The 25,188-nt window shown below is 62.8% G+C and carries 20 protein-coding genes; 13 read left to right on the top strand and 7 right to left on the bottom strand.

Annotated elements, in window-relative coordinates; translation table 11 throughout:
• Nucleotides 1–224: 224 nt before the first annotated feature.
• The 3 genes from zipA to moaA form a co-directional block, all read right to left on the bottom strand.
• Complete coding sequence (zipA, locus tag RT582_RS06570; protein WP_102841293.1) at nt 225–1,058, bottom strand: cell division protein ZipA; 834 nt, start codon at nt 1,056–1,058, stop codon at nt 225–227.
• 181 nt (nt 1,059–1,239) lie between these two features.
• Complete coding sequence (smc, locus tag RT582_RS06565) at nt 1,240–4,728, bottom strand: chromosome segregation protein SMC (protein WP_313476973.1); 3,489 nt, start codon at nt 4,726–4,728, stop codon at nt 1,240–1,242.
• Between the two features lie 206 nt (nt 4,729–4,934).
• Nucleotides 4,935–5,930 carry a GTP 3',8-cyclase MoaA gene (gene moaA, locus RT582_RS06560; protein ID WP_023446296.1) on the bottom strand — a complete coding sequence of 332 codons (996 nt, stop codon included), beginning with the start codon at nt 5,928–5,930 and terminating at the stop codon, nt 4,935–4,937.
• A gap of 189 nt (nt 5,931–6,119) precedes the next feature.
• Here moaA and RT582_RS06555 point away from each other — a divergent pair, with 189 nt between their 5' ends.
• Together RT582_RS06555 and RT582_RS06550 are read left to right on the top strand one after the other, a co-directional pair.
• Nucleotides 6,120–6,971: an ion transporter gene (locus tag RT582_RS06555; protein ID WP_313476972.1), complete on the top strand. Its 852-nt coding sequence runs from the start codon at nt 6,120–6,122 to the stop codon at nt 6,969–6,971.
• A 119-nt stretch (nt 6,972–7,090) separates the two neighbouring features.
• Nucleotides 7,091–7,504, top strand: a complete 414-nt coding sequence (locus RT582_RS06550) for a CopD family protein (RefSeq protein ID WP_313476971.1) — start codon at nt 7,091–7,093, stop codon at nt 7,502–7,504.
• A 102-nt stretch (nt 7,505–7,606) separates the two neighbouring features.
• On the opposite strand, the gene RT582_RS06545 is transcribed toward RT582_RS06550, so the two are convergent.
• On the bottom strand, nt 7,607–8,086 hold the full coding sequence (locus RT582_RS06545) for a DUF2231 domain-containing protein (RefSeq protein ID WP_003301826.1): 480 nt from the start codon (nt 8,084–8,086) through the stop codon (nt 7,607–7,609).
• Nucleotides 8,087–8,233: 147 nt separating this feature from the next.
• Between RT582_RS06545 and coxB the strand changes: the two genes are divergently transcribed.
• The 4 genes from coxB to RT582_RS06525 are packed head-to-tail and all read left to right on the top strand — an operon-like array spanning nt 8,234 to nt 12,847.
• A complete protein-coding gene (gene coxB, locus RT582_RS06540; RefSeq protein ID WP_104097466.1) occupies nt 8,234–9,124 on the top strand; it encodes a cytochrome c oxidase subunit II in 891 nt (296 codons plus the stop codon).
• The gene (gene ctaD / locus RT582_RS06535) at nt 9,121–11,649 is read left to right on the top strand and encodes a cytochrome c oxidase subunit I (RefSeq protein WP_313476970.1); all 2,529 of its coding nucleotides are present in this window, start codon (nt 9,121–9,123) and stop codon (nt 11,647–11,649) included. The genes coxB and ctaD overlap by 4 nt, the downstream gene beginning before the upstream one ends.
• Nucleotides 11,649–12,008: a hypothetical protein gene (locus RT582_RS06530; protein ID WP_023446301.1), complete on the top strand. Its 360-nt coding sequence runs from the start codon at nt 11,649–11,651 to the stop codon at nt 12,006–12,008. The genes ctaD and RT582_RS06530 overlap by 1 nt, the downstream gene beginning before the upstream one ends.
• Before the next feature lie 11 nt (nt 12,009–12,019).
• Entirely contained in the window at nt 12,020–12,847 is an 828-nt protein-coding gene (locus RT582_RS06525) for a cytochrome c oxidase assembly protein (RefSeq protein ID WP_014820498.1), read from the top strand.
• Between the two features lie 29 nt (nt 12,848–12,876).
• Here RT582_RS06525 and tusA read toward each other — a convergent pair whose 3' ends face one another.
• Complete coding sequence (gene tusA, locus RT582_RS06520; protein WP_014820499.1) at nt 12,877–13,128, bottom strand: sulfurtransferase TusA; 252 nt, start codon at nt 13,126–13,128, stop codon at nt 12,877–12,879.
• Between the two features lie 65 nt (nt 13,129–13,193).
• Nucleotides 13,194–14,243, bottom strand: coding sequence for a 23S rRNA (cytidine(2498)-2'-O)-methyltransferase RlmM (gene rlmM / locus RT582_RS06515; protein ID WP_313476969.1), 1,050 nt, complete (start codon nt 14,241–14,243; stop codon nt 13,194–13,196).
• Nucleotides 14,244–14,407: 164 nt separating this feature from the next.
• Between rlmM and acnA the strand changes: the two genes are divergently transcribed.
• A complete protein-coding gene (gene acnA, locus RT582_RS06510) occupies nt 14,408–17,083 on the top strand; it encodes an aconitate hydratase AcnA (protein WP_313476968.1) in 2,676 nt (891 codons plus the stop codon).
• Nucleotides 17,084–17,427: 344 nt separating this feature from the next.
• A complete protein-coding gene (locus RT582_RS06505) occupies nt 17,428–18,996 on the top strand; it encodes a methyl-accepting chemotaxis protein (RefSeq protein WP_313476967.1) in 1,569 nt (522 codons plus the stop codon).
• Nucleotides 18,997–19,040: 44 nt separating this feature from the next.
• Here the strand turns inward: RT582_RS06505 and RT582_RS06500 are convergent, their stop codons facing one another.
• Entirely contained in the window at nt 19,041–19,733 is a 693-nt protein-coding gene (locus RT582_RS06500; protein WP_313477038.1) for an alpha/beta family hydrolase, read from the bottom strand.
• Between the two features lie 62 nt (nt 19,734–19,795).
• Between RT582_RS06500 and ccoN (RT582_RS06495) the strand changes: the two genes are divergently transcribed.
• The 5 genes from ccoN (RT582_RS06495) to ccoO (RT582_RS06475) all read left to right on the top strand — a co-directional run.
• Nucleotides 19,796–21,220: a cytochrome-c oxidase, cbb3-type subunit I gene (gene ccoN / locus RT582_RS06495; protein WP_041014122.1), complete on the top strand. Its 1,425-nt coding sequence runs from the start codon at nt 19,796–19,798 to the stop codon at nt 21,218–21,220.
• A gap of 13 nt (nt 21,221–21,233) precedes the next feature.
• On the top strand, nt 21,234–21,845 hold the full coding sequence (gene ccoO / locus RT582_RS06490; RefSeq protein ID WP_003301811.1) for a cytochrome-c oxidase, cbb3-type subunit II: 612 nt from the start codon (nt 21,234–21,236) through the stop codon (nt 21,843–21,845).
• A 92-nt stretch (nt 21,846–21,937) separates the two neighbouring features.
• Nucleotides 21,938–22,873, top strand: a complete 936-nt coding sequence (ccoP, locus tag RT582_RS06485) for a cytochrome-c oxidase, cbb3-type subunit III (RefSeq protein ID WP_313476966.1) — start codon at nt 21,938–21,940, stop codon at nt 22,871–22,873.
• Nucleotides 22,874–23,225: 352 nt separating this feature from the next.
• Complete coding sequence (ccoN, locus tag RT582_RS06480) at nt 23,226–24,653, top strand: cytochrome-c oxidase, cbb3-type subunit I (protein ID WP_313476965.1); 1,428 nt, start codon at nt 23,226–23,228, stop codon at nt 24,651–24,653.
• A gap of 11 nt (nt 24,654–24,664) precedes the next feature.
• Nucleotides 24,665–25,188 (top strand): cytochrome-c oxidase, cbb3-type subunit II (ccoO, locus tag RT582_RS06475; protein ID WP_313476964.1); only part of this gene is annotated, 524 nt, incomplete at its 3' end.

Below are 25,188 nucleotides of genomic sequence, written 5' to 3'. Positions count from 1 at the left end.
GCCGAATGCGTAATCGAAGGCAGGTTCGCGGCTTTGGCTAGTCGGAGGCTGGAAGCGCAGCGGGACGGCCTCAGCTATCCCGAATCAAACTGCTCACTGATGGACAGAGGCGGAGCGCGCCCGTCAATGGAATGGCTGCACTGGAGACATGAGCATGAGACGGCGCGAGCAAGCCACGTCTGCTAACACACAACACCGGGCGCAAGGCCCGGTGCAAATATCACTCAACGCTGCTTGATGGTCATCTGCCGGCGCTCGAACTCGACGATGCGCTGGCGGTAGTGCTCGATGGTCTGGGCGGTCAGCACACTGCGCTGGTCGTCCTTCAGCTCACCGTTGAGCTCCTGGGACAGCTTGCGGGCCGCGGCGACCATGACATCGAAGGCCTGCTTGGGATGACGCGGCCCCGGCAGACCAAGGAAGAAGCTCACGGCCGGTGTGGTGAAGTGATCGATATCGTCCAGGTCGAAGGTACCGGGCTTGACCGCATTGGCCATGGAGAACAGCACCTCACCATTCCCGGCCATGCTTTCGTGGCGGTGGAAGATGTCCATCTCACCGAAGCGCAGACCGCTTTCCAGGATGTTCTGCAGCAATGCCGGGCCACGGAAGCCGTGCGGATCGCGGCAGATGACGTTGATGACCAGCACTTCTTCCACCGGTGCCTGCTCTTTCGCCGGCTGCGCCTCGGCATCGTCCGCGTCGCCGACGACCGGATCCAGCAGGGTCGGCACCGGCTCGTCAGTGCTCAGTTGCAGATCGCCCTGGTAAGGCTCGCTATGCCGGCGCTTCTTGCCCGCGTCGCGACCAGACTGGCGGGCGCTCACCGGCGGCATGTCGGCTTCGTCCAGCGAAGGCTCGTGCTCACGATCCACCACGCGAGCCGGCCCTAACAGCTCGGTGGAATCATCGACATCGGGAAGGTTGGAAAGGCTGCGGTCCAGCTTGAATTTCAGCTTGCCCTTGCCACCGCGCATGCGACGCCAGCCGTCGAACAAAATGCCGGCAATGACGATGATGCCGATGACGATCAGCCACTCGCGCAGACCGATATCCATTAATGCTTTAACCTCTGAATTCGATGATAAAGACGCAACGAACAGTCACTTGGGACTGCTTCAAGCGCATCGCAAAAATTGTGCTCTAAGCTAGCACGACGAACGGTAACTTTGCACCGTGCGGTAGTTCTCTTTTTATAGCGTTCCTTGTATCAAAAATGCTCAAACACGCGGCTTAATCCTAGGCTTCGGCGAGTGCAACGGCCTGTTCGACGTCGACCGTCACCAGGCGTGAGCAGCCCGGCTCATGCATGGTCACACCCATCAGCTGATCGGCCATTTCCATGGCGATCTTGTTGTGGGTGATGTAGATGAATTGCACTTTCTCCGACATCTCCTTCACCAAGCGCGCGTATCGGCCGACGTTCGCATCATCCAGCGGTGCGTCAACTTCATCCAGCATGCAGAACGGCGCCGGGTTTAGCTGGAAGATCGCAAACACCAGCGCCAGCGCAGTCAACGCCTTTTCGCCACCGGAAAGCAGGTGAATGGTACTGTTCTTCTTTCCGGGCGGACGCGCCATGATCGCCACCCCGGTATCGAGTAAATCTTCTCCGGTAAGTTCCAGATAAGCACTGCCGCCGCCGAACACTTTTGGGAAGAGCGCCTGCAGACCACTGTTGATCTGGTCGAAGGTTTCCTTGAAGCGGTTGCGGGTTTCACGGTCGATCTTGCGGATGACGTTTTCCAGCGTGTCCAGCGCCTCGACCAGATCATCGTTCTGCGCATCGAGGTAACGTTTGCGCTCCGATTGCTGCTGGTACTCATCGATCGCCGCGAGGTTGATCGGGCCCAGGCGCTGAATGCGCTGACCAAGGCGCTCCAGCTCCGCCTCCCAACTCGGCTCGTCTGCATCGGCAGGGAGTGTGCCCAGCACGCCGTGCAAGTCGTAGCCGTCCTCCTGCAGCTGGTCCTGCAACGCCTTGCGGCGGACGCTCAGCCCTTGCCAATCCAGCCTTTGCTGCTCCAGCTGCCCACGTAGCAGCTGCGCTTGCTGCTCGGCCTGAGTGCGGCGTTTTTCGGCATCACGCAGCTCGCGGTCGGCGTCTTCCAGGGCCAGTCGCGCATGCTTGAGTTCGTCTTCGACACCCATGCGCCGCTCCAGCAGCTCTTCGAGCTTCATGCGCAGTTCTTCCAGCGGTGCCTCGCCCTCCTCCAGGTTCAGCGTCAGCTGCTCGCGGCGCTCAATGGCACGTTCGAACTGTTGCTCCAATCGCTCCAGCGCCTGCCGGGTGGACTCGTGCTGCGCCTTGAGCGAACCGACCCGCAACGCCAGCTGATGCGCCTGGTCCTTGTGCTGACGGGCATCCTGGCGAATGCGATCGAGCCGCTCGCGAATGCCATCGCGACTGGCCAGCAATGTCTCGCGCTGCTCGGTGTCATGGGCCATCGCATCCAGCGCGTCCTGTAGTTGCAGACGCGCCTCGCCAAGCTGTTCGGTCTCGATCTCGCGCTGTTCGTTCTGCTCGGAAAGCTCTTCATCCAGACGCTGGCGGCGCAGCGACAACTGCTCGAGGCGCGCTTGCCCGGCAGATAGCTGCGCCTTGAGATCGCTATGGCTGCGAGCTTCCTCCTGCTGCCGACGACGCTGCTGCTCGCGCTCGTCTTCGAGACGGGCCTGATCGCTACGCAACTCAGCGATGCGCTCTTCAACTGCCGCCAGGGCGGTTTCACGCTCTTCGCGCTCTGCCTGTAACCGCTCCAGTTCCTGCCCGCGGGCGAGCACACCGGATTCGGCCTCGCTGGCGCGCCGCACCCGCAGAAAATGCCGACCGACCCAGTAGCCGTCGCGGCTTACCAGACTTTCGCCGTCGTTGAGACCCGAGCGCGCGGCCAGCGCCTGCTCCAGCGAATCGACCGGACGCACGTTGCCCAGCCAGGGCGACAGATCCAGAGCGGACTCGACCAGATCGAGCAAGCTACCAGCGCGGCGCGCACCGCCATTTGCAGGACTGACCAGCCTTAGGTCGCCCTGCTCGAAGCCCTCGAACTCGATCGCCGCAAAATCATCCAGCAGCACGGCATGCAGATCGGCGCCCAGCACGGTTTCCACCGCCACTTCCCAACCGGGCTCGACACGTAGCCCTTCGGCTAGGCGCGGGCGCTTTTCCAACCCTTGCTCACGCAGCCACTCGCCGACGCCTTTGCCGGGATCCATCGCCGCCTGCTGCAGCGCCTCCAGCGAGGCGATGCGGCCATTCAGACGCTGCAGATCACCCTGCGCCTGCTGCTGCGTCTGGGTCGCCTGCTGCAACGCTTCACGCAATTGCTCCAGGCGTTCATTGAGCGCATCGCCGGCCGCGGCGAGCGCTTCGAGATCGAGCTCACTGGCGGCAAGCTGCTCGCCCAGCTCGAGAATCGCCACATCTTCAGGATCGGTAGCCAGCAGCGCACGTTCGTCATCCAGCCGACGTTGACGTTCGGCCAACCGTTCCAGACTCTGCTCCAGCTGCTGGATGCGCGACTGCTGGACCTCAGCCACGCGGCGTGGCTCAGCGCTGAGCTGATTGAAGCGTTCCCATTGTTCCTGCCAGCCCTGCATGGCCGCTTCAGCCTCTTCCAGCTGGACGGCAGATTCCTCCGCGGCGGCGCCGGAGAGCTCCTGCTCAGGCTCGAGCATCGCCAATTCCTCGCCGAGCGTGGCCAACAGCGTGCGGTCGTGACCGAGGTGTGATTCGGTCTCCAGACGCGCCTGCTCCGCCTCGCGCAGATCGTCCTGCAACTGACGCAGGCGCTGCTGGCCGTGCTGGATGCTTTGCTCGACCCGGGCGATATCGCCGCCAACCGAGTAGAAGCGACCCTGCACCTGGTTGAAGCGCTCGGACAGTTCGTGGTGGCCGTCACGCAGGCGTTCGATGCTCGCGTCGGCGTTGCGCTGCTCGGCGACCAGCGCTTCGAAGGCGACTTCCTGATCGCCAATGACCTGCTCGCGCTGGCCGACCTGCTCGTTCAAGGCCTGCCAGCGCAGTGCCGACAGCTGCGCCTTAAGCTGACGCTCTTCGGCCTTGTATTCCTGATATTTCTCCGCCGACTGCGCCTGACGGTGCAGACGTTCGAGCTGGCGTTCCAGCTCTTCGCGCAGGTCGGTCAGGCGAGCCAGGTTCTCGTGCGTCCGACGAATACGGTTCTCGGTTTCGCGCCGGCGCTCCTTGTACTTGGAGATGCCGGCCGCTTCCTCGATGAAGTTGCGCAGGTCCTCGGGCTTGGCCTCGATCAGTTTGGAGATCATGCCCTGCTCGATGATCGAGTAACTACGCGGCCCGAGCCCGGTGCCGAGGAAGATATCGGTAATATCGCGGCGCCGGCACTTCACGCCGTTGAGAAAGTAGGTGTTCTGCGAGTCGCGGGTGACGCGGCGGCGGATGGAAATTTCGGCGAAGGCTGCGTACTCACCGGTCAACGTGCCGTCGGAGTTATCGAAGATCAGCTCGATGCTCGCCTGGGTTACCGGCTTGCGCGTGTTCGAGCCATTGAAGATGACGTCCGTCATCGACTCGCCACGCAGGTTCTTAGCCGAGCTTTCGCCCATTACCCAGCGCACGGCGTCGATGATGTTGGATTTGCCGCAGCCGTTCGGCCCGACCACCGCCGCCATGTTGCTCGGAAAGCTGACCGTGGTGGGATCGACGAAGGATTTGAAGCCGGCGAGTTTGATGCTTTTCAGTCGCATGCGGCCTATCCGTGGCAGTCAGCGTGGGAACGAACAAGCGGGGTCGCCGTGAACATCGGAAATCCTGGCATCGAATGGGTACTGGCAAGAAGCCAGGGAGTTTATCACGCAGCCTGGCTCCGCTCGCAGCGTGGCGGCGCACAGAACGGTGTGGCAGGTGAAGGCATCAGAAGTGCAAGCGGCGCTCGGGCTGGAAAGACGATTCGTCAGCCGCCCGTCATGCTCATGAAGCGCACCACCTGAACCTGCTCATCAGTGCGGAAGTGATGTTTCTCCGGCTTGAGTTGCAGTGCGTCCACCAGCGCATTGCGCAGGCGTTCGCCATCGCCCGGATGCCGGCGCATCAGGCTTTTCAGATCCAGCGCACCCTCGTGGCCGAGGCATAGCACCAGCTTGCCTTCGGCAGTCACGCGGACGCGGTTGCAACTGCCGCAGAAGTTGTTGCTGTGGGGCGAAATGAAGCCGACCTGTGTTTCGCTGCCCGCTACCTGCCAGTAACGCGACGGGCCGCCGGTAGCGTGACTGCTGCGCACCAGGGTGTGCCGCGCCTCGATCCGTTCGCGCACTTCGTCACTCGAGCAGAAGGTGATCTGGCGCTGATGACTGGACACGCTGCCCAGCGGCATCTCCTCGATGAAGCTGATATCCAGGCCGCGCTCGATGGCGAACTCCACCAGATCGAGAATCTCGTCGTCGTTGCGCCCCTTCTGCACCACGCTGTTGAGCTTGATCCGCTTGAAGCCAGCAGCGCGTGCCGCCTCGATGCCTGCCAGCACCTGATCGAGGCGGTCACGGCGGGTCAGTTCGGCGAAGCGGTCGCGCTTGAGCGAGTCGAGGCTGATGTTCAGGCGCTTCACCCCGGCATCACGCAGCGCCGGCGCCAGACTTGGCAGCTGTGAACCATTGGTGGTGATTGCCAGGTCTTCGAGCTCGCTGCGCGCGCCCAGTTGCGCCAGCAGGCCGGTCAGCCCCTTGCGCACCAACGGCTCGCCGCCGGTCACGCGAATGCGTTTGACACCGAGACTGATGAAGGCATCGGCCACGGCATAGAGCTCTTCGAGGGTAAGTATCTGCGCGCGGGGAGCGAAGACCATGTCTTCACTCATGCAGTAGGTGCAGCGAAAATCGCAGCGATCGGTTACCGATAACCTCAGGTAGGTGATGCGCCGGCCGAACGGGTCGACCAACTGGGAATCGGGCATGGAACTCTCCAACTGCTGGCTGCGCCTGTATTCAGACTATGCGCTAAGCGCGAATCAGGCAAAGTGACGTTACCAACGGCGAGCGGTCCGCGCCACCGCCGGGCATGCAGCATCACGGTCGCAATGCTTTAATGAGCCGCTTTGGCAGGCGACCCGCTGACCTGCAACCCATGCGAGAGACCACAGCGAATGGATAACGACTCCTTGAAAGCGATGAGCTGGCGCGAACGGCTATACGTCATCATCTTTTTCACCAATACCCCAGCGGGAAAACGCTTCGATACCTGGCTGCTGGTGATTATCCTCGCCAGTCTGGTCGTGGTGATGGTCGACAGCATCGCCTCCTTCAATGAGCGCCACGGGGAGCTGCTGACCACTCTGGAATGGGGATTCACCACGATATTCGCCCTGGAATACCTGGTGCGCATCTACACCCACCCCGAGCCACGCAAATACATCTTCAGCTTCTACGGCGCGGTGGACCTGCTCTCGGTGCTGCCGGCCTTCATCGCCCTGCTGCTACCCGATGCGCAGTACCTGCTGGTGGTACGCATCGTCCGCATGCTGCGGATTTTCCGTGTACTCAAGCTCACGCCCTACCTGAGCCAGGCGAACTTCCTGCTGGTGGCGCTGCAGGGCAGCCGGCAGAAGATCATCGTCTTCCTCGTCAGCGTAACCACCCTGATCATCGTTTACGGCACGCTGATGTATGTGATCGAAGGGCCAGGCAATGGCTTCACCAGCATTCCGATAAGCATCTACTGGGCGGTGGTCACACTGACCACGGTCGGCTTCGGCGATATCGTTCCGCATACGCCGTTGGGCAAGGCGCTGGCGACGATGGTGATGATCACTGGTTATTCGATCATCGCCGTGCCGACCGGCATCTTCACCGCCGAGCTGGCGAATGCCATGCGCCAGGACAGCCTGCGCCACAGCTGCCCGACCTGCGACAAGCTCACCCATGAGCCCAATGCGGCCTTCTGCAGCCGCTGCGGCAGTCAACTGTTCGAGCCGAAGCAGCAGGACACGGCAGACTGAGCGCAGCGACCCCGCGCCCACCCCGTGCGCGCGGCGGCCACCTCGCTGATTACACCCGAACTGCCCACCAGCAGGGCTGTCACATCCTCAGATTCGCATCAGGCAGGATGGAGACCGGCATGCCCTTGCTCAAACTGCTGCACTTCGCCGCTCTGCTCTGCTGGTGCGGCTCGCTGCTGTATCTGCCGGCCCTGATCGCCGCCGGCACCAAGCGCAGCGAGCAGCTGTTCTACCGCGACCATGCCCACCTCACCCGCATGGTCTTTACCCTCATCAGCACCCCCGCCGCACTGCTGGCCATCGGCTCCGGCACGGCGCTGTTCCTGCGCGACGGCACCCTGGCCGGCTGGCTGATCCTGAAACTCACGACGGTAACGGGGATGGCGCTCTGTCACGCACTGTGCGGCGTGCTGGTGCTGCGCATCGAACGCCAGCCGGAGCGTGGCGTCACATACCAATGCATGGCGCTGGGAGTACTGGTGCCGGTTCTGATTGCCCTGACCCTGTGGCTGGTACTGGCCAAACCCTTCTGACTCAAGGAATGACCACCTCGCATGACCGATCGCCCGGCCCGCCTCGACCATTCCCATCCCGCCTGCCCGAGCTGGCCGTCTCCGGCACGTCGGAGCGACGACTCAGGGCGCCTGCTCGCCATCCAGATCCACACCGACCGCGTGCTCGTAGACCAGCCGCCCGCCAAGGAAAGCGGCCAGGGAAATCAGCACGGCCGTGAGCAGCGAGAGATACAGCCCCCACATCGCGTCGCCGTCTCCACTATCCAAGCCCTGGTAGCGCAGCAGCCAGTTCAACGAGGCCAGCGAGAGCATCATCACCGCGAGGATCGCATGGCACCAGGCGGTGACCTTGCGGCGGATCTGCTGGACCGAAACCAGGTCGATGATGCCGGCAATGCTGGCGATCCAGCCGCCGATCGCGCCGACGCCCGACAGCCACAACCCTGCGCGCCACCAGAACTCGTCGAGTGTCCACAAGTAGGCCAGGTCGGCCGGCACCAGCCCGATCAGCGCGGCGACCGGAAAGTGGATCATCATCGGGTGCAGCGGATGGCCACCAATGGCGGCGTTGCTATTGATGGACTCGCGTTCTATGGCCATCCAGCCCTCCCAGGCATTGAAGTGAAACGAGCCGTACGTGCGACGAGGCGAGACGGCAACCCTTTCAAATGGACCACACTGGCGCTGGCAGTTCCTTTACTCGCGGCCTGCGACGGTCCGCAATCGGCGCTTTCACCGGCCGGCCCGATGGCCCGCGACGTGGCGAACGTCTGGTGGGCGATGTTCGGCTTTTCCGTGGTGGTGCTGCTGGTAGTGAGCGCGCTGTGGATCTACGCGATGCTGCGCCGCCCGCGAACGCACACCGCCGAAGAAGCCAAACGGATCAATCGTCGCTGGATCATCGGCGGCGGCCTGATCCTGCCCACCGTCACCATCATCGCCCTGCTGGCGTTCGGCATTCCCACCGGGCGCGGCATGCTGCCACTGCCGCTCGAGGGCGAGCAGCCGCTGCGCATCCAGGTCATCGGCCACCAATGGTGGTGGGAGGTGCGCTACCCGGAAAGCGGGGTGGTGACGGCCAACCAATTCATCCTGCCGGTCGATCGCCCGGTGGACGTCGAGGTCACCAGCGCGGACGTGATCCACTCGTTCTGGGTGCCACGCCTGGGCGGCAAGCTGGACATGGTTCCCGGCCGGACCAACACCCTGCGTGTGCAGGCCGCGCAGAGCGGGATTTTCCGCGGGCAATGCTCGGAGTTCTGCGGCAGTCAGCATGCGCACATGATTCTGCACGTAGAGGCGCTGGAAGCTGACGCTTTTGCCAGCTGGATCGAGACCCGCCGTGAGCTGCAGCACCAGCCACCCAGCGGCGATGCCGGTCGCGTCTTCGCTGAGCGCTGCGGGCAATGCCACCGCGTCACTGGCGTCAGCGAGGGCAATCGCGCACCGGACCTGAGCGATCTCGCCACCCGTCCGAGCCTCGGCGCCGGCGTGATCGCCAACGATGCGGACGGCCTGCGCCGCTGGCTGAGCGATCACCAGAGCCTCAAGCACGGCAACGCCATGCCGCGGCACGACGACATTCCCGAAGAAACCCTCGGCCAGCTTGCCGACTGGCTGGAGACACTCGCTCCATGACACCGACCCCGAAGAGCGGCGCGCCCGCCACCGATCTCGACCAGTTGCAGGACCAGTTCAACGAGGTCTGGGGCAACCCCCGTGGTTGGCGTGCGCTGACCATCGTCAACCACACCAGCATCGGTCTGCGCTTTCTGGTCACCGGAGCCTTCTTCTTCCTCGTCGGCGGCCTGCTGGCGATGCTGATCCGCACCCAGCTCGCCCTCCCCGGCTACGAGCTAATGGAGCCGGACGTCTACAACCAGGTCTTCACCATGCACGGCACGGTGATGATGTTCCTCTTCGCGGTGCCGATGATGGAGGGGTTGGCGGTCTACCTGATCCCGAAGATGATCGGTGCCCGCGACCTGGTTTTCCCGCGCCTTTCCGCCCTGGGCTACTACTGCTACCTGTTCGGCGGGCTGATCCTGCTGTCGAGCATCTTTCTCGACGTCGCGCCCAAGGCCGGCTGGTTCATGTACACGCCGCTGTCCAGCTCGGCACATACGCCGGGGGTGAACTCGGATTTCTGGCTGCTGGGCATCACCTTCGTCGAAATTTCCGCGGTATCCGCCGGCGTCGAGCTGGTGGTATCGATCCTGCGCACCCGCACCAACGGCATGGCGCTGCACAAGATGCCGCTGTACGCCTGGTACATCCTGGTGATGGCGATGATGATCGTGGTCGGCTTTCCGCCGCTGATCCTCGGCTCGATCCTGCTGGAACTGGAACGCGCGGCCGGCATGCCGTTCTTCGATGTCGCCCGCGGTGGCGATCCGGTGCTCTGGCAGCACCTGTTCTGGCTGTTCGGTCACCCGGAGGTGTACATCATCTTCCTGCCCGGCGCCGGCATCGTCTCCACGCTGATTCCAGTGTTCTGCCAGCGCCCGCTGGTGGGCTACCGCTGGGTCGTGCTGGGCGTACTGACCACCGGCTTCATCAGCTTCGGACTATGGGTGCACCACATGTTCACGGTGGGCATTCCGCAGCTGGCCACGGCATTCTTCTCGGCGGCGAGCATGCTGGTGGCAATCCCGACCGGCGTGCAGATCTTCGCCTGGCTGGCGACGCTCTGGCTCGGCAAACCGGTGTACAGAGTGCCAATGCTCTGGCTGGTGGGCTTTCTGATCGTCTTCGTCGCCGGCGGCCTGACCGGGGTAATGCTGGCGCTGGTGCCGTTCGACTGGCAGGTACACGACACCCATTTCGTCGTCGCGCACATGCACTACGTGCTGGTGGGCGGCATGTTGTTCCCGCTGATGGCCGGTCTGTACTACTGGCTGCCGCACTTCTCCGGGCGCATGCCGTCGGAAAAGCTCGGCCGCTGGGGCTTCTGGCTGTTCTTCATCGGCTTCAACGTGACCTTCATGATCATGCACTGGACGGGCCTGATCGGCATGCCTCGGCGTGTCTACACCTATGACACCGGCCTCGGCTGGGACATGCCCAACCTGGTGTCGTCGATCGGCAGCTTCATCATGGCCGTGGGTGTCGCCACTATCCTGCTGGACATCATCCTGCATTTCCGCTTCGGCATCCCGGCACCGGAGAATCCCTGGAAAGCCGATACCCTCGAGTGGGCCACCAGCCTGCCGCCCAGCGCGTACAACTTCGTCAGCCTGCCCGACGTGACGGACCGTCATCCGTTGTGGAAAGACCCGAACCTGCCCGACAGCATCGCCCGCGGCGAACATGCGCTGACGGTGATCGACCACGGTCGACGGGAGACCTGGGGCAGTGATCCGCTGACGGGCAAGGTCCGCGAGATCATTCATTTGCCTGGCAACAGCTGGCTGCCGTTCATTGCCTCGGTGTTCCTTGCGGTGCTCTGCCTGAGCCTGCTGAACAAAGCGTACATCCTCGCGATCATCGCCACCGTGGCGACCCTGATCGTGCTGCTGCGCTGGTCCTGGGAAAACGGCGCCCATCCTGCTGCCGCGCCGGACGCCCATACCCAACCGGGCGAGCCACCGCTGCACTCGCGTACGTTCGACGGCCCGGGCCTGTGGGGCATGGGCGTGACGCTGCTAGCCAATGGCGCGCTGTACCTTTCGCTGCTGTTCGGCTGGTTCTATCTGTGGACCGTGTCGCCGCAATGGCAGGTGCCGGACAGCGACCTGAACGGTTGGTTGATGCTGGCCAGCACCGTGTTACTGAGTGCCGGCACGCTCTGGCTGCACCAGCTGATCAAGCGTCTGCGCGCCGGTATGCATCGCGGGCTGATGGGGCAACTTGCCGTGTTGGCGATCGTCGCCTTCATTCAATCGGCGCTGCTGCTCTGGCTGATGCTATCGGCCGGTTTGGCACCGACCGAAACGGCCCACGATGCAGTGATCTTCGTAATGCTGGCGTACAACCTGATTCATTGCACGCTGGCAGCGGTGCTGACCGGCCTGCAGGCGTGGCGGGTAGCCCTCGGTTACGTGGGCGACAAAGCGCCATACGAGCCCATCGTGGTCGAGCAGCTCTGGTACTACAACCTGGGTGTGCTGTGGGTCAGCTATGCGGCGATCGTGTTGTTCCCGGCGACCTGGGGAGGTGCCTGATGGCCTATGCACGCACGTCGCCCTTTCACCCGGTGCAGATCCCGATCGGCCTGATCATCTGGAGCCTGTGGTTTGTCGCGATGTACGGTGGCCAGGCGGTGATCTGCAAGGTGAGCCCACCGGACCCCGCGGACGGCGTATGGAACTGGCTGAACGGCAGCCTCGGCGTGCTGACCCTGCTTACGCTCGGATTACTGTTGTGGATGGCGCGCTACTTCTGGCGCCTGTCACGGGGACCGGAGCAGTTGAACGAACGCCAGCAGTTCGTCACCAAGCTGGCTGCCGGCATTCACTTCATCGCGGCGCTGGCGACCCTGTTCGTTGGCATTCCGCTGCTGCAGATTCCGCCATGCCTGTAATTCGGCCCCCGATGCGCTGGGCAGCCGCTGCAGCCTTGACCGCCATCTTCCTGCCGGTATCGGCGCAGGCCCATGGCCTTTTCGATGCCCACCTGCTGGACCGCGCGCCATTGCTGCTCACGGCGGTGCTGGTCGCGGCCGCCTGGCTGCTCTATGTGCTGGGCGCCCGCAAGGTACCGCCGCGGCGGAGCGAGGCCCTCTGCTTTCACAGCGCCATGCTGCTGGCGGTGTTCTCGGTTTTCGGCCCCATCGACGACTGGGCGGAAAGCAGCACCAGCTGGCACATGACCCAGCACATGCTGTTCATCATCGTGATCGCGCCGCTGTGGGCGCTGGCCCGGCCGCTGCCGCAATGGCGCGGCGTCACCGGCCGCTTTGCCCAGCCGCTGTGGACCGGCATTCTGCGCGCCGGCCGCTACCCCACGCTGCTGGCGCTGCTGCATGGTGCGATCATCTGGATCTGGCACACGCCGAAGCTCTATGTGCTGGCGCTGGACAACCTCTGGTGGCACGCCTTTGAACATGCGTGCTTTCTGTTCACCGGCTGGCTGTTCTGGTGGTCGGTGCTGCGCGCCAATCCGAAGCAGGTGCCCCAGGCGTTGATGGCCGTGTTGCTGACGCTGATGCACACCGGCCTGCTGGGCGCCCTGCTAACCTTCGGCACCGTCTCGTTCTATGGCGAAGGTCGCTCGGTGGACGACCAGCAACTCGCCGGCCTGATCATGTGGGTACCCGGTGGGCTTATCTATCTGATCGGCGGGGGCTGGATCGCCTGGCGCTGGCTGACCCGCATGTGGCGGCGCCAGCAAACGGGTGCTGCCCGGGAGGAGCTGGGCTGAGGCTGCGAACGAGCCTGCAGCCGCCTCGCTCACTCGCTCTTCTTGCGAATCCAGTAGAGGTAGGTGCCAGCCGCTTCCTGCTGCTCGACCAGGTCATGACCAAGAAAGATGCAGAACTTCGGAATATCTCGCTGGGTCGAGGGATCGGTCGCAATCACCTTGAGCAGCGCACCACCGGCCAGATCGCGCACCTTGTTGTGCAACATCATCACCGGCTCGGGGCAGTTCAGGCCGCTGGCATCGAGCACGGCATCGACGGACATTTCAGCTGATTGGGTCATCTTGGGCTCCGGAAAACTGGCGTGCATTGTTACGCATGCGCGCAGGCGGGTCATCCGCTGGCTGATCAGAGACGCCGCAGGTGGCAGGTCACCTCTTCGCGGTCGTGGTACAGCTGCTTGCAGCCGATGCTGGCCTTGACGCCGCGCGCGGCCAGGCCATCGGCGATGCGCTCCAGCAGCCGCTTGACCTCGGCATAGCGCTGCTTCATCGGCAGTTTGAGGTTGACCACCGCTTCGCGGCACAAGCCTTCGCCGATCCAGGTTTCCAGCAGTGCAGCATTGCGCGCCGGCTTTTCGACGATATCGCAGACCATCCAGTTCACCGGCTTGCGCGGGCGAAACGTGAAGCCGTCGGCACGGAAATGTTCGACCAGCCCGGAATCCATCAGCTCGGCGCTCATCGGGCCGTTGTCCACGGCGCTGACCTTGATGTGTCGGTTGACCAGCTGCCAGGTCCAGCCACCCGGCGCTGCGCCGAGATCGACGCCGGTCATGCCCGCCGCCAAACGCGCATCCCACTGGTCGCGCGGGATGAAATGGTGCCAGGCCTCTTCCAGCTTGAGCGTGGAGCGGCTGGGCGCCTGGCGCGGGAACTTCAGTCGCGGGATACCCATCGGCCACAAGGCGCTGTTGTTCACCTCGGCAATACCGACGAACACCTCACGGCCACTCTTGAAGGTCAGCAACAGTCGCGGGCCGTTGCCCTGCTCGTCGAGGCGGCCGGCCTTGATCAGTGCCTTGCGTAGCGGCGCCTCGAACTTGCGGCAGAAGTTGGAAAGCTCCTTGCCGTCGTTGGTATCCAGCACTTCCAGCCACAGGCTGCTGCACACCGGATAGCTCGCCAGATACTCCAGCAGGACGCTGATACGATCCGTTTCAGGAAGTTGCAGATACTCGCCGCGCGCCCATTGCCGCGGAAAGATCAGTTCGGCGAAACGCAGCTTGCGCATCAGCCGCTCGGCGCCGCCACTTTCGCTGCAGATGAATTCCGCACAGGCACTCTCGGGCCGCGCCTTGGCGTAGCCGGCCACTTCCAGGACAGCGGCGTGCTCGCTGATTTCCGCACAAACCTCGCCCTCGAAACCGGGGCGGCAATGCAGCAGCAATGTGTTCATGTTCGAATCCTGTCAGCGGTCGGGCCAGCGCCAAAGCCGCGCATCATAGCCGACCACGGGAACCCTCGCCTGCATGACCCGGTCCAGTGCAGTAGCGAAGCCCCATGGGTTTCACCGCTCGTTCATCAGCCAGCCCTTACCGTGTGGGCACAAGGAGATGAGGAATGCCTTCCCTGGATAGCCTGAATTGCCGCCGCAGCCTCGAAGTTGCCGGCAAGACCTACCACTACTACAGCCTGCCCGACGCAGCCGCCCAACTCGGCGATATCAGCCGCCTGCCCACGTCACTGAAGGTGCTGCTGGAAAACCTGCTGCGCTGGGAAGACAACCAGACGGTGCGCGCCGACGACCTGAAATCCCTGGTGAGCTGGCTGGATACCCGCAGTTCCACGATGGAGATCCAGTATCGCCCTGCCCGCGTACTGATGCAGGACTTCACCGGCGTCCCGGCGGTCGTCGATCTTGCAGCCATGCGCGACGCCGTCGCCAAAGCTGGCGGTGATCCGCAGAAGATCAACCCGCTGTCGCCGGTGGACCTGGTCATCGACCACTCGGTGATGGTCGACCGTTTCGGCAACGATCAGGCATTCGAGCAGAACGTCGCGATCGAGATGCAGCGCAACGGCGAGCGCTACGAGTTCCTGCGCTGGGGCCAGCAGGCATTCGACAACTTCGCCGTAGTGCCACCGGGCACCGGCATCTGTCACCAGGTGAATCTGGAATACCTCGGCCAGGTGGTCTGGACCCGCGAAGAGAACGGCGAAACCTATGCCTATCCGGATACCCTGGTCGGCACCGACTCGCACACCACCATGATCAACGGCCTCGGCGTGCTCGGCTGGGGCGTTGGCGGTATCGAAGCCGAAGCGGCAATGCTCGGTCAGCCGGTGTCGATGCTGATCCCGGAAGTGATCGGCTTCCGCCTGACCGGCAAGCTCAACGAGGGTGTCACCGCCACCGATCTGGTGCTGACCGTGACGCAGATGCTGCGCAAGCACGGCGTGGTCGGAAAGTTTGTCGAGTTCTTCGGCCCCGGCCTGGATCACCTCCCGCTGGCCGACCGCGCCACCATCGGCAACATGGCGCCGGAGTATGGGGCCACGTGTGGCTTCTTCCCGGTCGACCAAGTGACCATCGATTACCTGCGCCTGACCGGTCGCAACGAAGAGCGCATCGCGCTGGTCGAGGCCTACAGCAAGGCACAAGGCATGTGGCGCGACACCAATTCGCCCGACCCGGAGTTCACCGCCACGCTGGAACTCGATCTCGGCCAGGTACGCCCGTCCGTGGCCGGACCGAAACGACCCCAGGATCGCGTGACCCTTGGCGACATCGGCGCGAATTTCGATCTGCTGCTGGAGACCAGCGGGCGCCAGCAACAGGCCGATACCGATTTTGCGGTCGCTGGTGAACAGTTCCAGCTCAAGCATGGCGCAGTAGTGATCGCTGCCATCACCTCCTGCACCAATACTTCGAACCCGAACGTGCTGATGGCCGCCGGCCTGGTCGCCAAGAAGGCCATCGAGCGCGGCCTGCAACGCCAACCCTGGGTCAAAACCTCTCTGGCGCCCGGCTCGAAGGTGGTGACCGACTACCTCGAGCGTGCTGGCCTGACCCGCTATCTCGACGAGCTCGGCTTCAACCTGGTGGGCTACGGCTGCACCACCTGCATCGGCAACTCCGGGCCGCTGCCGGATGCCATCGGCCAGGCGATCACAGATAACGATCTGATCGTTTCTTCCGTACTGTCTGGCAACCGTAACTTCGAAGGGCGCGTACATCCGTTGGTCAAGGCCAACTGGCTGGCCTCGCCGCCGCTGGTGGTCGCCTTTGCACTGGCCGGCACCACACGCATCGACATGGACCGCGAACCGCTGGGCTATGACGCGCAGAACGAGCCGGTGTACCTGAAGGACATCTGGCCAAGCAGCGCGGAAATCGCCGAAGCGGTAGCGAGCATCGATGGCGAAATGTTCCGCAGCCGCTACGCCGACGTGTTCAGCGGCGACGAGCACTGGCAAAAGATTCCGGTCAGCGCCGGGGACACCTACGCGTGGGACGCAGGCTCCAGCTACGTGCAGAACCCACCCTACTTCGAGGATATCGGCCAGGCTCCGACCCCGCCGGCAGATGTCGAGAACGCTCGCGTACTGGCCTTGTTCGGCGACTCGATCACCACCGACCACATTTCCCCTGCTGGCAATATCAAGGCCAGCTCACCGGCTGGCACCTATTTGCAGTCGCTAGGCGTGGCGCCGGAGGACTTTAACTCCTATGGTTCGCGCCGCGGCAACCACGAGGTGATGATGCGCGGCACCTTCGCCAATATCCGCATCAAGAACGAGATGCTTGGCGGGGAGGAAGGCGGCAACACACTCCATCAGCCGAGTGGCGAGAAGCTTTCGATCTATGATGCAGCCATGCGTTACCAGGCCGAAGGCGTCCCACTGGTAGTGGTCGCCGGCAAGGAGTATGGCACTGGCTCCAGCCGCGACTGGGCGGCCAAGGGCACCAATCTGCTGGGTGTCAAGGCGGTCATCGCAGAGAGCTTCGAGCGTATCCATCGCTCCAACCTGATCGGTATGGGCGTGCTGGCGTTGCAGTTCGTCGATGATCAGACGCGCCAGTCGCTAGGCCTGAACGGCACGGAGAAGTTGTCGATCCGCGGCCTTGGCGCCGATATCGCGCCACGCCAGATGCTGACCGTGGACGTTGAGCGCGCCGATGGCTCGCGTGATTCGTTCCAGGTGCTGAGCCGCATCGATACGCTCAATGAAGTGCAGTACTTCAAGGCGGGCGGCATTCTGCACTACGTTCTGCGCCAGCTCATCGGAAGCTGATCGAAAACCGGAAACGCCGATGCGAGTCCTTTCGCATCGGCGTTTCCGGTCCTTCGGCGAGTGGTTTTCCAGCTGCCCTGACATCCCTGCCCGTTGCCCGGCTCCCTCAAGCTACTTCGCATCGCGAAGCATCCGGGCATGCGCCGACAATGGCGAAAACTCGTGACAAAACCATTAAGCCTTTGTTGCCGTTGGTCGCCTGTGGGCGATAGAAGCTGATCCCGGAATCAGCTTTCGCTCAAGAACGCCAGTCTCCGGCCGACCAACTGGTCAGCCCGACCGCTTAGAAAAATATAAAGGTCGGGTGCGCCACCCTACGATTTCTCTGCCAGGCGTGATAGTCGATGCGTAACAACCAGCCCGTAACCCAGCGTGAATACGCCTTTCCTGACCAGCAACGTCTCATCTCGACCACCGACCTCAAAGGTCAGATCACCTACTGTAATGACATATTCGCCGAAGTCAGCGGCTTCGCTCGTGACGAACTGATCCGCGCACCACATAACCTGGTACGCCATCCAGATGTGCCGCCGGCCGTGTTCGACCACATGTGGACGACCCTCAAGCAGGGCAAGCCGTGGATGGGCATCGTCAAGAACCGGCGCAAGACCGGCGACCATTATTGGGTCAACGCCTACGTCACGCCCATTTTCGATCAGCAGCGCCAGGTAACAGGCTATGAGTCGGTGCGTACCAAACCGACCCGCGAACAGGTTCAGCGAGCCGAAGCCCTGTATGCTCGCATCAATTCCGGCAAGTCCGGCGTGCCCCGCCGCGACACCTGGCTGCCCGTACTGAGCAAATGGCTGCCGTTTCTGGTCATCAGCCAGATAGGATTTCTGGTCGGGGCCAGCTTCGATCATGCATTGGGGTTCATCGCCGCCGCGCTGCTGGCCGTACCGTTCGGCCTAGTCGCGCTGCACTGGCAGCAACGTGGCATAAAGCGCCTGTTGCAGCTGGCGAGCCAGAGCACCAGTGACCCACTCATCGCGCGTATGTATACCGACAGCAGCGGCGTCGAAGCCCAGCTGGAAATGGCGATGCTCAGCCAGCACGCGCATCTGAAGACCTGCCTCACGCGCTTGCAGGACATGGCCGTGCAGTTGCAGGGCCAAGCCAAACAGGCCGACTCGCTGGCACAGAACTGCGCCAATGGCCTCGTGCAGCAGCATCAGGAAACCGAGCAGGTCGCAACGGCGATCAACGAGATGGCCGCGACGACGCAGGAGGTCGCCGGCAACGTAGCGCTGGCCGCCGACGCGACCCGAGAGGCAAGCCGCCTCACCGATCAGGGCCGTGCGGTCACTGCCGAGACACGCAAGGCCATTCAGCAGCTATCCGAGTCCGTCGCCAAGACGGGCGAGGCGGTCAACCAACTGGCCAACGACAGCGAGGCGATCGGCAGCGTGGTCGATGTGATCAAGAGCATCGCCGACCAGACCAACCTGCTGGCACTCAACGCCGCGATCGAGGCTGCGCGTGCCGGTGAAAGTGGCCGCGGCTTCGCGGTGGTCGCCGACGAAGTCCGCCAGCTTGCCCAACGAACGGCCAGTGCCACGGGTGAGATCCACCAACTGATCGAGAAGCTTCAGTCGCAGGCGCGGCACGCCGTGCAGACCACCGAGGATGGCCGAGTGCATGCGACGCGCGGCGTCGATCAGGTGATCCAGGCCGATCAGGCCCTCAGCGGGATCAATGAGGCGATGGGCAATATCATCGACATGACCACGCAGATCGCGTCCGCGACGGAGCAGCAGAGCGCGGTAGCCGACGAGATCAGCAACAACGTCAGCACCATCGCCCAGCTGGCCGAACAGACCACTGGTGACGCGCGCAGCTCTGCGCTGCTCAGCGAGGACCTCGCCGCCACGGCGCAAGGGCAGTACGCCCTGGTCGAGCGCTTCAACCGCTAGGAAAAGCCGCAGCCGGTATCGATCGATCCGGCTGCAGGCAGCGCTCAGTTCGAGATCACACCCTGGAGAAACGCGGCAATCGCATCGGCAGTACTGTCGAGGTGCTGGTCGTGGCTCAGGCCCGAGCGTTTCAGCGGTTTGAGATCGTGATCGGCGGCGGCCAGCCAGTGCAGCGCAATCGCCAGGGATAGCGCGTACTGCGCCACCGTTTCATGATCACCCAAGGCGTCGCGCTCACCCTGGACAATCAGGGTCGGCGTCTGTAGCGTGGCGAGATGCGCCACCCGAGGCTTTTCCGGCTTGCCGGCGGCATAGAACGGATAACCCAGGCAGACCAGCGCGTCCGCGCCCAACTCATCGGCCAGCAAACTGGCCATTCGCCCCCCCATCGACTTGCCACCGATGGCCAGCGGTCCTGTGGCCTGCTGTCGCACCAGGGCATGGACTTCACGCCATTGGGCCAACAATTGAGCCTGTGGACTGGGCGGCCGCTTGCCTGCCCCGGCACGTCGCGCCGCCATGTAGGCGAACTCGAATCGGCAAACCGCTATCCCGCGCGCAGCAAGGCGCGCAGCCATTTGTTCCATGAACGGGCTGTCCATCGGTGCGCCTGCACCATGCGCCAGGATCAGGCTCACCCATGCGCCGCCAGACGGCCGGTTCCACCTGACGAGATACCCTTTGTCACTTTGTGTGTATTGACCCGCGTCAATACCGGCAGATTGCCCTTTCCCCATCCTTGCCCCGCTTTCTATTAGAAAGAAAAAACTGCTCATTACCCGTGGATGGAAGCCCATACATGAACACAGCAACCAGTACCGCCTACAGTTACAAGGTGGTCCGCCAATTCGCCATCATGACGGTGGTGTGGGGAATCGTCGGGATGGGGCTCGGCGTTTTCATCGCAGCACAATTGGCCTGGCCATTTCTGAACCTTGACCTCCCCTGGACCAGTTTCGGTCGTCTACGTCCATTGCACACCAACGCGGTGATCTTCGCCTTCGGCGGCTGTGCTCTGTTTGCAACTTCCTACTACTCGGTACAGCGTACCTGTCAGACCACACTGTTCGCGCCGAAGTTGGCCGCGTTCACGTTCTGGGGCTGGCAGCTGGTCATCCTGCTCGCCGCGATCTCCCTGCCGCTGGGCTTCACCAGCTCCAAGGAATATGCGGAACTGGAGTGGCCGATCGACATCCTGATCACCATCGTCTGGGTGGCCTATGCGGTCGTCTTCTTCGGTACGCTGGCGACGCGCAAGGTCAAGCACATCTACGTCGGTAACTGGTTCTTCGGCGCCTTCATCCTGACCGTGGCCATTCTGCACATCGTCAACAACCTGGAAATCCCGGTCAGTGCGATGAAGTCCTACTCGCTGTATGCCGGTGCGACCGATGCGATGGTGCAGTGGTGGTACGGCCACAACGCCGTGGGCTTCTTCCTCACCGCCGGCTTCCTCGGGATCATGTACTACTTCGTGCCGAAGCAGGCCGAACGTCCGGTGTATTCCTACCGCCTGTCGATCGTCCACTTCTGGGCACTGATCACCGTCTACATCTGGGCCGGTCCGCACCACCTGCACTACACCGCTCTGCCGGATTGGGCGCAGAGCCTGGGCATGGTGATGTCGCTGATTCTGCTGGCTCCGAGCTGGGGCGGCATGATCAACGGCATGATGACCCTCTCGGGCGCCTGGCACAAACTGCGCAGCGACCCGATCCTGCGCTTCCTGGTGGTATCGCTGGCGTTCTACGGCATGTCGACCTTCGAAGGTCCGATGATGGCCATCAAGACCGTCAACGCCCTCTCGCACTACACCGACTGGACCATCGGCCACGTTCACGCCGGCGCCCTCGGCTGGGTTGCCATGGTGTCCATCGGCGCGCTGTATCACCTGATTCCGAAGGTCTTCGGCCGCGCTCAGATGCACAGCGTCGCGCTGATCAACACCCACTTCTGGCTGGCCACCATCGGCACCGTGCTCTACATCGCCTCGATGTGGGTCAACGGTATCGCCCAGGGCCTGATGTGGCGCGCGATCAACGACGACGGCACGCTGACCTACTCCTTCGTCGAAGCACTGGAAGCCAGCCACCCCGGTTTCGTGGTGCGCATGATCGGTGGTGCGATCTTCTTCGCCGGCATGCTGGTGATGGCCTACAACACCTGGCGCACCGTGCAGGCTGCCAAGCCCGCCGAGTACGACGCTGCCGCGCAGATCGCCTGAGGAGCCTAGGTAAATGAAATCGCACGAGAAACTAGAAAAGAACGTCGGGCTGTTGACCCTGTTCATGATCCTGGCGGTGAGCATCGGCGGTCTGACCCAGATCGTCCCGCTGTTCTTCCAGGACGCCGTCAACGAGCCGGTCGAAGGCATGAAGCCCTACACCGCGCTGCAACTGGAAGGCCGCGATCTGTACATCCGCGAAGGCTGCGTCGGCTGCCACTCGCAGATGATCCGTCCGTTCCGTGCTGAAACCGAGCGCTACGGCCACTACTCCGTTGCTGGCGAAAGCGTCTACGACCACCCGTTTCTGTGGGGCTCCAAGCGTACCGGTCCGGACCTGGCCCGTGTCGGTGGCCGCTACTCCGATGACTGGCACCGCGCGCACCTGTACAACCCGCGCAACGTAGTGCCCGAATCGAAGATGCCGTCCTACCCGTGGCTGGTCGAGAACACCCTCGACGGCAAGGACACCGCCAAGAAGATGTCGGCACTGCGCACCCTCGGCGTGCCGTACACCGAAGAAGACATCGCCGGCGCTCGTGACTCCGTCAAGGGCAAGACTGAGATGGACGCCATGGTGGCCTATCTGCAGGTGCTCGGCACGGCTCTGACCAACAAGCGCTAATCGCAGCCAAGAAAAATGACGGCTGCCAAGCCAGCCGTCAGGGACTTCAATCGCGGACAGCCAGAGTTGCTCGGGCTGTCCAGGAGTAGCACATGAGCACTTTCTGGAGTGGATACATCGCCCTGCTGACGCTGGGCACCATCGTCGCTCTGTTCTGGCTGATCTTCGCCACCCGCAAGGGCGAGTCGGCCGGCACCACGGACCAAACGATGGGTCATGCCTTCGACGGCATCGAGGAATACGACAACCCGCTGCCGCGCTGGTGGTTCCTGCTGTTCATCGGCACCCTGGTGTTCGGCATCCTTTACCTCGTGCTCTATCCGGGCCTGGGTAACTGGAAAGGCGTACTGCCCGGCTACGAGGGTGGCTGGACTCAGGAAAAGCAGTGGGAGCGCGAGGTCGCTCAGGCCGATGAAAAATACGGTCCGATCTTCGTCAAGTACGCTGCCATGTCGGTGGCAGAAGTCGCTCAGGACGAGCAAGCCGTGAAGATGGGTGCTCGCCTGTTCGCCAACTACTGCGCCATCTGCCATGGTTCCGATGCCAAGGGCTCCCTGGGCTTCCCGAACCTGGCTGACCATGACTGGCGCTGGGGTGGTGATGCAGCCTCGATCAAGACCAGCATCCTCAACGGCCGTATCGCAGCAATGCCGGCCTGGGGTCAGGCTATCGGCGAGGAAGGCGTGAAGAACGTGGCAGCCTTCGTCCGTAAGGAACTCGCTGGCCTGGCGCTGCCGGAAGGCACCGACGCTGATCTGGGCAAAGGCAAAGAGGTCTATGCACAGACCTGCTCCGTCTGCCACGGCCAGGGTGGAGAAGGTATGGCGGCACTGGGTGCGCCGAATCTCCAGCATGCCTCCGGCTGGATCTACGGCTCGAGCCTCGCCCAGCTGCAGCAGACCATCCGCCACGGCCGCAACGGCCAGATGCCTGCCCAGCAGCAGTACCTGGGCGACGACAAGGTTCACCTGCTCGCCGCCTACGTCTACAGCTTGTCGCAGAAACCGGAACAACTCGCCAAGCAGTAAGTCGTAAAAGGGCGGTACACTCGTACCGCCCTTCTCGCCTTGTCTTCAGGCAACTCTCGTCGCGCTGCGACCATCTGTCGCATCATCAGCCGACCGAAGACCTTCCCCGCCCGCCCACGCACTTCTAAGCTTTGCTTCCGACTCGCCGCACCACCTAGAAGCATAAGGCGAACTCGGTATTTCTAGCGCACCGGCCTGGTGCGAAACATCCCTGCGCAGCGCATGGAAAACGCTTTAAATCAGGGTTTTGGCCAGCAAAGAGAGCCCGGGCGTCGTTTGCATTGCCCCCATGCTTTCTCCATACTTGCCGCCGTTTTTGCCTTCGAAAATGCCATTAGCGTGGAAGCCTTGCATGAGCACAGCAATAAGTGAGACTGCTTATAACTATAAGGTGGTTCGCCAATTCGCCATCATGACGGTGGTATGGGGAATCATCGGGATGGGCCTGGGTGTTTTGATCGCCGCGCAGTTGGTGTGGCCCTCGCTCAACTTCGACCTGCCGTGGACGAGCTTCGGCCGTCTACGACCATTGCACACAAACGCGGTTATCTTCGCATTCGGTGGTTGCGCACTGTTTGCCACGTCCTATTACGTGGTTCAGCGCACTTGCCAGGCGCGTCTGTTCTCCGACGGACTCGCGGCCTTCACCTTCTGGGGTTGGCAGGCTGTGATCGTGCTTGCAGTCATCACGCTTCCACAGGGCTTCACCAGCTCCAAGGAATACGCGGAACTGGAGTGGCCGATCGACATCCTGCTCACGCTGGTGTGGGTGTCGTACATCGGCGTGTTCTTCGGCACGATCATGAAGCGCAAGGCCAAGCACATCTACGTCGGTAACTGGTTCTTCGGCGCGTTCATCCTGGTTACGGCGATGCTGCACATCGTCAACAACCTGGAAATCCCGGTGTCCTGGTTCAAGTCCTACTCGATCTATTCGGGTGCGACCGACGCGATGGTGCAATGGTGGTACGGCCACAACGCCGTGGGCTTCTTCCTGACCACCGGCTTCCTGGGCATGATGTATTACTTCGTGCCGAAGCAGGCCGAGCGCCCGGTGTATTCCTATCGCCTGTCGATCGTTCACTTCTGGGCGCTGATCACCCTTTATATCTGGGCCGGTCCGCACCACCTGCACTACACCGCCCTGCCGGACTGGGCACAAAGCCTGGGCATGGTGATGTCGATCATCCTGCTGGCTCCGAGCTGGGGCGGCATGATCAACGGCATGATGACCCTCTCGGGCGCCTGGCACAAACTGCGCAGCGACCCGATCCTGCGCTTCCTGGTGGTATCGCTGGCGTTCTACGGCATGTCGACCTTCGAAGGTCCGATGATGGCCATCAAGACCGTCAACGCCCTCTCGCACTACACCGACTGGACCATCGGCCACGTTCACGCCGGCGCCCTCGGCTGGGTTGCCATGGTGTCCATCGGCGCGCTGTATCACCTGATTCCGAAGGTCTTCGGCCGCGCTCAGATGCACAGCGTCGCGCTGATCAACACCCACTTCTGGCTGGCCACCATCGGCACCGTGCTCTACATCGCCTCGATGTGGGTCAACGGCATCACCCAGGGTCTGATGTGGCGCGCAATCAACGAAGACGGCACGCTGACCTACTCCTTCGTCGAGGCACTGGAAGCCAGCCACCCCGGCTTCATCGTCCGTGCACTGGGCGGTGCCTTCTTCCTCGCCGGCATGCTGCTGATGGCCTACAACACCTGGCGCACTGTGCGTGCCGCCAAAGCAGCTCAGTACGACGCTGCTGCGCAGATCGCTTGAGGAACGGATAGATGAAGAATCACGAAGTACTCGAAAAGAACATTGGTCTGCTGACCCTGTTCATGATCCTGGCGGTGAGCATCGGTGGTCTGACCCAGATCGTCCCGCTGTTCTTCCAGGACGCCGTCAACGAGCCGGTCGAAGGCATGAAGCCCTACACCGCGCTGCAACTGGAAGGCCGCGATCTGTACATCCGCGAAGGCTGCGTCGGCTGCCACTCGCAGATGATCCGTCCGTTCCGTGCTGAAACCGAGCGCTACGGCCACTACTCCGTTGCTGGCGAAAGCGTCTACGACCACCCGTTTCTGTGGGGCTCCAAGCGTACCGGTCCGGACCTGGCCCGTGTCGGTGGCCGCTACTCCGATGACTGGCACCGCGCGCACCTGTACAACCCGCGCAACGTAGTGCCCGAATCGAAGATGCCGTCCTACCCGTGGCTGGTCGAGAACACCCTCGACGGCAAGGACACCGCCAAGAAGATGTCGGCACTGCGCACCCTCGGCGTGCCGTACACCGAAGAAGACATCGCCGGCGC

This window comes from Stutzerimonas kunmingensis, from assembly GCF_032106285.1.
Lineage (GTDB): Bacteria > Pseudomonadota > Gammaproteobacteria > Pseudomonadales > Pseudomonadaceae > Stutzerimonas > Stutzerimonas kunmingensis_B.
This window is presented reverse-complemented; position numbering and strand designations above follow the sequence as displayed.

Excerpts from the sequence above, each read along its gene's own strand:
- RT582_RS06530 (WP_023446301.1), top strand. The coding sequence starts at position 11,649 with ATGGCCTATGCACGCACGTCGCCCTTTCACCCGGTGCAGATCCCGATC.
- acnA (WP_313476968.1), top strand. The coding sequence starts at position 14,408 with ATGCCTTCCCTGGATAGCCTGAATTGCCGCCGCAGCCTCGAAGTTGCC.
- ccoO (WP_003301811.1), top strand. The coding sequence starts at position 21,234 with ATGAAATCGCACGAGAAACTAGAAAAGAACGTCGGGCTGTTGACCCTG.
- RT582_RS06550 (WP_313476971.1), top strand. The coding sequence starts at position 7,091 with ATGCCCTTGCTCAAACTGCTGCACTTCGCCGCTCTGCTCTGCTGGTGC.
- ctaD (WP_313476970.1), top strand. The coding sequence starts at position 9,121 with ATGACACCGACCCCGAAGAGCGGCGCGCCCGCCACCGATCTCGACCAG.
- zipA (WP_102841293.1), bottom strand. The coding sequence starts at position 1,058 with ATGGATATCGGTCTGCGCGAGTGGCTGATCGTCATCGGCATCATCGTC.
- RT582_RS06555 (WP_313476972.1), top strand. The coding sequence starts at position 6,120 with ATGGATAACGACTCCTTGAAAGCGATGAGCTGGCGCGAACGGCTATAC.
- moaA (WP_023446296.1), bottom strand. The coding sequence starts at position 5,930 with ATGCCCGATTCCCAGTTGGTCGACCCGTTCGGCCGGCGCATCACCTAC.
- tusA (WP_014820499.1), bottom strand. The coding sequence starts at position 13,128 with ATGACCCAATCAGCTGAAATGTCCGTCGATGCCGTGCTCGATGCCAGC.
- ccoP (WP_313476966.1), top strand. The coding sequence starts at position 21,938 with ATGAGCACTTTCTGGAGTGGATACATCGCCCTGCTGACGCTGGGCACC.
- RT582_RS06505 (WP_313476967.1), top strand. The coding sequence starts at position 17,428 with ATGCGTAACAACCAGCCCGTAACCCAGCGTGAATACGCCTTTCCTGAC.
- ccoN (WP_313476965.1), top strand. The coding sequence starts at position 23,226 with ATGAGCACAGCAATAAGTGAGACTGCTTATAACTATAAGGTGGTTCGC.
- RT582_RS06545 (WP_003301826.1), bottom strand. The coding sequence starts at position 8,086 with ATGGCCATAGAACGCGAGTCCATCAATAGCAACGCCGCCATTGGTGGC.
- rlmM (WP_313476969.1), bottom strand. The coding sequence starts at position 14,243 with ATGAACACATTGCTGCTGCATTGCCGCCCCGGTTTCGAGGGCGAGGTT.
- smc (WP_313476973.1), bottom strand. The coding sequence starts at position 4,728 with ATGCGACTGAAAAGCATCAAACTCGCCGGCTTCAAATCCTTCGTCGAT.
- coxB (WP_104097466.1), top strand. The coding sequence starts at position 8,234 with ATGGCCCGCGACGTGGCGAACGTCTGGTGGGCGATGTTCGGCTTTTCC.
- RT582_RS06525 (WP_014820498.1), top strand. The coding sequence starts at position 12,020 with ATGCGCTGGGCAGCCGCTGCAGCCTTGACCGCCATCTTCCTGCCGGTA.
- RT582_RS06500 (WP_313477038.1), bottom strand. The coding sequence starts at position 19,733 with ATGGGGAAAGGGCAATCTGCCGGTATTGACGCGGGTCAATACACACAA.
- ccoN (WP_041014122.1), top strand. The coding sequence starts at position 19,796 with ATGAACACAGCAACCAGTACCGCCTACAGTTACAAGGTGGTCCGCCAA.